At 71.9% G+C, this 4,809-nt stretch carries 2 protein-coding genes and 2 pseudogenes; 2 read left to right on the forward strand and 2 right to left on the reverse strand.

The annotated features are described in order from the left end of the window. Both cydB and AC2W7A_RS09620 read right to left on the reverse strand, forming a co-directional pair. Positions 1 to 704: pseudogene (cydB, locus tag AC2W7A_RS09615) on the reverse strand (cytochrome d ubiquinol oxidase subunit II); the annotation flags it as partial. A 31-nt stretch (positions 705 to 735) separates the two neighbouring features. Next, positions 736 to 2,327, reverse strand: a pseudogene (locus tag AC2W7A_RS09620) (cytochrome ubiquinol oxidase subunit I). Between the two features lie 175 nt (positions 2,328 to 2,502). Here AC2W7A_RS09620 and AC2W7A_RS09625 point away from each other — a divergent pair. After that, the gene (locus AC2W7A_RS09625) at positions 2,503 to 3,558 is read left to right on the forward strand and encodes a 3-oxoacyl-ACP synthase III (protein ID WP_485991167.1); all 1,056 of its coding nucleotides are present in this window, start codon (positions 2,503 to 2,505) and stop codon (positions 3,556 to 3,558) included. A gap of 16 nt (positions 3,559 to 3,574) precedes the next feature. Then, on the forward strand, positions 3,575 to 4,809 hold a 1,235-nt coding region (locus AC2W7A_RS09630), incomplete at its 3' end, for an alpha/beta hydrolase (protein ID WP_485991168.1).

Genomic DNA, 4,809 nt, shown 5'->3' on the forward strand with positions numbered 1-4,809 from the left:
CCACCACGGCCAGGACCGTGAGCACCCACGGCAGCACGGCACCGCCGCGCGCCACCACGATCAGGACCCACACCGCCAGCGGGGCCAGCAGCAGCGGCAGCCAGCGTCCGAGTACCCCGGCCGGCGGCCTCACGGGCGGCCCCCTCGGTCTTCAGGCCGAGGAACGCCCAGGCCTGGGCGATCGCGAACAGGACCACGGCCACGCCGCCGAGCAGGGCGTACGGGGTGAGCCACACGAAGGGGCCGCCCACCCGGTCGCCGTTGGCGTCCAGCGGCAGCCCGGTGGTGGTCAGCGCCAGCATGGCGCCCACGGTGAAGGCAGCGAGCAGGGAGCCGACCGCCAGGCAGGCGTCCCACGCGGCACGGCCGGCGTCGGTGATCGCCTTGCCGCGGTACTCGATCGCGACGGCGCGCAGGATCAGGCCGACCAGGGTGAGCGTCAGCGGCAGGTAGAGGGCGGAGAACAACGACGCGTACCAGTGCGGGAATGCGGCGAACGTGGCGCCGCCGGCGGTGATCAGCCACACCTCGTTGCCGTCCCACACGGGCCCGATGGTGTTCAGCAGCTGGCGTCGGGAGCGCTCGTCCCGGGCCCAGAGGCGCATGAGCATGCCGACGCCGAGGTCGAACCCCTCCAGCAGCAGGTAGCCGAGCCAGAGGACGGCGATGAGGGCGAACCAGACGGTGGGCAGGGTCTCAGCCATGATGACGGTCTCCTTGTGTCCTGGACGCGGATCAGTAGGCGAAGGCGAGGACGTCGTCCTCGTCGTGGTCGCGGTCGTGGCGGTGGCGGTCGTCGTGCTCGTGGGCGGTCAGCTCCGGCATGCCGGCCGGCACGCCTCCCCGCACGTAGCGGGCCAGCAGGACGATCTCGACGACGAGCAGGGTGCCGTAGAGCAGGGCGAACACGATCAGGGACACCAGGATCTCCACGCCGTCCACCCCGGGGACACCGCGGCGGCGGTGAACATGAACACCTGGTCTCCGGCGGGCAGCGCCGGGTTCGGGGCCACCACGAACGGCTGGCGGCCCATCTCCGTGAACACCCAGCCGGCCATGTTCGCTCCGAAGGAGCCGCCGATCGAGAGGACGGCCACCCGCATCCAGTTCCGGCTCGCCGGGACCGTGCCCCTCCTGGTCATCCAGAGGGCGCAGGCGGCGGCGAGCGCGGCGAGGCCGCCGAAGGTGATCATCAGGCGGAAGCCCCAGTAAGTCACCTCCATCAGCGGCTGGTAGTCGATCTCCGCGCCCGCCCGCTCTCCGTACAGGGGGTCGTCCGGCAGGTGGGTGCCGTACTTCTCCTGGTACTCCGGGATCAGGCTCGTGACGCCCTTGACCGGGGTCGTGAAGTCCTCGTAGGCCAGGTAGGACAGCAGGCCGGGCACCTCGACCACACCAACGACGTCGTCGCAGGTGGTGGCGCCCGAGCGGTCGGACAGGTCGGCGAAGGAGAACACGGAGAACGCCGTGCCGTCATGGCAGGCGGCCTCGGCCGAGGCCATCTTGAGCGGCTGGGTCTCGATCATCTGCTGGGCCTGCGCATGGCCGGTGAAGGCGGTGCCGGTGAAGCCGATGATCGCCACCGCGGCGCCGATGCGCAGGGAGCGCATCCAGACGGTGTGGTCCAGGCGGTCCCGGGCGGCCGAGCCGGTCTCCCCCACCACCACGCGGCCGTCGGCGTCCACGGAGTCGATGCCGTCGGCGCGGCGGCGCCAGAGGTGGTACCAGGCGATGCCGAGCAGGAAGCCGCCGCCCACGGCATAGGCGCCGAAGAGCGTGTGCGGGAAGTGGGTCAGCAGGATGGGGTTCGTGAGCACGGCCCCGATGTCGTCCAGCACGGGGCGTCCGTCCACCACGCGGTAGCCGACCGGGTGCTGCATGAAGGCGTTGGCGGCCATGATGAAGTACGCGGAGAAGTGGGCGCCGACCACCGCGAGCCAGAGGGCCGCGAGGTGGACCGCCTTCGGGAGCGTCTTCCAGCCGAAAATCCAGGCCCCGAGGAACACGGACTCCAGGAAGAAGGCGATGAGCGCCTCCATCGCGAGGGGGGCGCCGAAGACGTCCCCCACGAAGCGGGAGTACTCGGACCAGGCCATGCCGAACTGGAACTCCTGCACGATGCCGGTGGCCACTCCCATGATGAAGTTGATGAGGAAGAGCTTGCCCCAAAACTTCGTCATCCGGAGGTAGACCTCCCGCCCCGTGGTGAACCACGCGGTCTGCAGGACCGCCACGAGCAGTCCGAGGCCGATGGTGAGCGGGACCATCAGGAAGTGGTAGACGGTGGTGATGCCGAACTGCCAGCGGGCGAGTTCCAGGGGATCCATGCGGTGTCACTCCAGTGCAGAGTCGTGCTTCCACTGTGCGGTGCCCTCCCAGGATACCCCCGGGGGCATGCACCGCCAGTCCGTGACGGGTGGCCGTCCTCACACCACAGCGCCCTCTCGGCCCGCGCGGTAGACTCGTCCTTCGGCCCGCCTGCTCGGCGGACCGGAGAAACACATGCCCCGAGCAGATGGGACCAGGTACCCGAACGTGTCCGGCAACGCCCGCTTCGACTACTCCCGCGCCGCCCTGTTGGCGGTCACCGAGGTCGAGGCCCCCCATGAGCTGACCTCCGACGACCTGGACGTCCGTCTGGCCGACGTCCTCAAGCGCCTCAAGCTGCCCAAGGGGCTGCTGCAGCGCGTGGCCGGCGTCCGCGCCCGGCGGAACTGGGACCGCCCCGGGGACTTCCAGGAGGCCGCCGCCCGCGCCGGCACCGCCGCCCTCGAGGCCGCCGGCGTCCGCCCGGACCAGGTCGGCCTGATCGTGAACACCTCGGTCACCCGCGCCACCCTCGAGCCGTCCGTGGCCGTGGGCATCCACCACATGATGGGGCTGCCCACCTCGGCGGTGAACTTCGACATCACGAACGCCTGCCTGGGCTTCGTCAACGGCCTCATGCTCGCCTCCTCCCTCGTGGACGCCGGACAGATCGACTACGCCGTGGTCGTCGCGGGCGAGGACGCGCTGAAGGTCCAGGACGCCACCGTGGAGAACCTGCACTCCCCGCAGACCAACCGCGGCAACTTCATGGAGCAGTTCGCCTCGCTCACCCTCGGCTCCGGCGCGGCCGCCGCCGTGGTGGGCTCGATCGAGGCCCACCCGGAGGGCCACCGCATCGTCCGCGGCGTCACGCGCGCCGGCTCGGAGCACCACCTGCTCTGCGTGGGCGACCACAACGGCATGTACACGGACTCCACCGGCCTGCTGGACGGGGGCCTGGAGCTCGTCATGGACGCGTGGAACGACGTGCCGTCCGAGTGGGGCTGGAAGGACGCGGACCGCTTCATCACCCACCAGGTCTCCCAGCTGCACACCAACGCGATCGCCGAGGCGGCGGGCCTGGACAAGAACCTCATCCCGGTCACGTTCCCAACCCTGGGCAACATCGGCCCGGCGTCCCTGCCCATCACCCTCGTCCGCGAGCAGGACGGCCTGGAGCGCGGGGACACCGTCCTCTGCCTCGGCGTCGGCTCCGGGCTGAACACCGCCATGCTCGAGATCCAGTGGTGACAGGAGGACCGCGTCCGTGAGCATCCCCGCAGCCGCAGCGACCATCCCCCCGATCGACAAGATGCCGGGCTGGGACCCGCAGTGGTCCCGCCTGCTCACGGTGCAGTCCCCCGCCGACCCGGACGGCACCGTCCGCACGTTCCACGTCGGCGACACGGGTCCCGCCCTGGCGGCCATGGGCGTGGAGGTCCACGGCACCGTGCTGGCCGTCCACGGCAACCCGACCTGGTCCTACCTGTGGCGCTCGCTCATGCGGGCCACCGTGGAGCAGGCCCGCGCCGGCGGCACCGCTTGGCGGGTGATCGCCCCGGACCAGCTGGACATGGGCTTCTCCGAGCGCCTGGCGCACGCCGAGTCGCCCCGCCCGGAGACTATGGGAACCCCCGCCTCGGACTACCGGGGCCTGGCCGCCCGCCTGGACGACCTAGAGGCGATCGCCGACGCGCTCGAGCTGCCGGGTCTCGCCGCGACCGGCCACCGCCTCGTGACCGTCGGCCACGACTGGGGCGGCGTGGTCTCGCTCGGCTGGGCCGGCCGCCATCGTGACCTGGTCTCCGGCGTGATGACGCTCAACACCGCCGTCCACCAGCCGGAGGGCGCACCGATCCCGATGCCCCTGCAGGCGGCCCTGGCCGGCCCCCTGCTCGCCAACTCGACCGTGGCCACCGACGCCTTCGTGTCCGTCACCACCTCGCTGGCGCAGCCGCAGCTGTCCCGCGAGGTCCGCGCCGCCTACCACCTGCCCTACGGCTCCGCCGAGCGCCGCGGAGGCGTGGGCGGCTTCGTGGCAGACATCCCCGCCACCGCCGCGCACGGCAGCCACGCGGCGCTGCAGGAGGTCTCCGCCGGGGTGAACGCCCTCGGCGACGCCGCGGTGCCGGCCCTGATCCTCTGGGGCGCCGACGACCCGGTGTTCCTGGACCGCTACCTGGACGACCTGCGCGACCGCCTGCCCGAGGCCCGTGTGCACCGTTACGAGGAGGCCGGCCACCTGCTCATCGAGGACCGCGACCTCACGGGGCCCGTCCTGACCTGGCTGGACCTGCTGGACACCGGCATGCTCTCCTCCCCCGGTTCGGGCCTGCCCGTCTCCCGGCCGGCGGCCGAGCCGCACCACCAGGCGCACCCGGCCACCACCTCCCTGCACCTGGAGGACCTCGCCTCGCACGTCTCCGCCGGTGCGGAGGACGACTCGCCCGCAGCGGGGCACCGACGACGGCGCCCCACCGGCCACGGAGGACGTCGCCTCCG

The organism is Micrococcus sp. LASM2_SD2 (genome assembly GCF_057364565.1).

Bases quoted from the DNA above. Each gene is read 5' to 3' on its own strand.
- AC2W7A_RS09625 (WP_485991167.1), top strand. From the start codon at position 2,503: ATGCCCCGAGCAGATGGGACCAGGTACCCGAACGTGTCCGGCAACGCC.